This window comes from Nonomuraea composti (genome assembly GCF_012034275.1).
GTDB classification, from domain to species: Bacteria; Actinomycetota; Actinomycetes; order Streptosporangiales; family Streptosporangiaceae; genus Nonomuraea; species Nonomuraea composti.
Genome location: NZ_JAATEP010000151.1, coordinates 1 through 928, shown reverse-complemented (window position 1 = coordinate 928; position 928 = coordinate 1). Strand labels below are relative to the sequence as shown.

1 protein-coding gene is annotated in these 928 nt (G+C 65.3%); it reads right to left on the bottom strand.

What is annotated here, in order from left to right; genetic code table 11:
• Window positions 1–2: 2 nt before the first annotated feature.
• The coding region (locus HCN51_RS57740) for an ABC transporter substrate-binding protein (protein ID WP_168022229.1) at window positions 3–928 on the bottom strand (926 nt) is incomplete at its 5' end.

Sequence of the window (928 nt, the reverse complement as noted above, 5' to 3'; positions counted from 1 at the left end):
GGTCAGTACTGGCGGGAGGACAGGACCTGCTTGGCCTGCTCCTGCGTGAAGGTGGTCTCCTCGGTCACCACCCGGGCCGGCACCTGCTCGCCCTTGACGACCTTCTTGGCCAGGTCCATCAGCTGCGGGCCGAGCAGCGGCGAGCACTCCACGATGAAGTTGATCTTCCCGTCGGCCAGCGCCTGCATGCCGTCCTTCACCGCGTCCACCGTGATGATCTTGATGTCCTTGCCCGGCACCTTGCCCGCGCCCTCGATCGCCTCGATCGCACCCAGACCCATGTCATCGTTGTGCGCGTACAGCACGTCGATGTCCGGCGTCGACTTCAGGAACGCCTCCATCACCTCCTTGCCCTTGGCCCGGGTGAAGTCACCGGTCTGCGACGCCACGACCTTGAACTTCGGATCCGCCCCGATCACCTCCGCGAACCCGGCCTTGCGGTCATTGGCCGGCGCCGACCCCGTGGTGCCCTGCAACTCCACGATGTTCACCGGATCCTTGCTGTCCTTGTACTCCTGCACCAGCCACTGCCCGGCCTTCTTGCCCTCCTCCACGAAGTCCGAGCCCAGGAACGTCTTGTACAGCGAGGTGTCCTTCGAATCCACCGCCCGGTCGGTCAAAATGACCGGGATCTTCGCGTTCTTCGCCTCCATCAGCACCGTGTCCCAGCCCGACTCCACCACCGGCGAGAAGGCGATCACATCCACCTTCTGCTGGATGAACGACCGGATCGCCTTGATCTGGTTCTCCTGCTTCTGCTGCGCGTCGGAGAACTTCAGCGTGATCCCCGCGTTCTTCGCCGAGTCCTGCACCGACTTGGTGTTCGCGGTGCGCCACCCGCTCTCCGCACCGACCTGCGAGAAGCCCATGGTGATCGCGTCACCGCCGCCGCCCGTACCCGCGCTGGTGGTACCGCCACCGCCGCCGC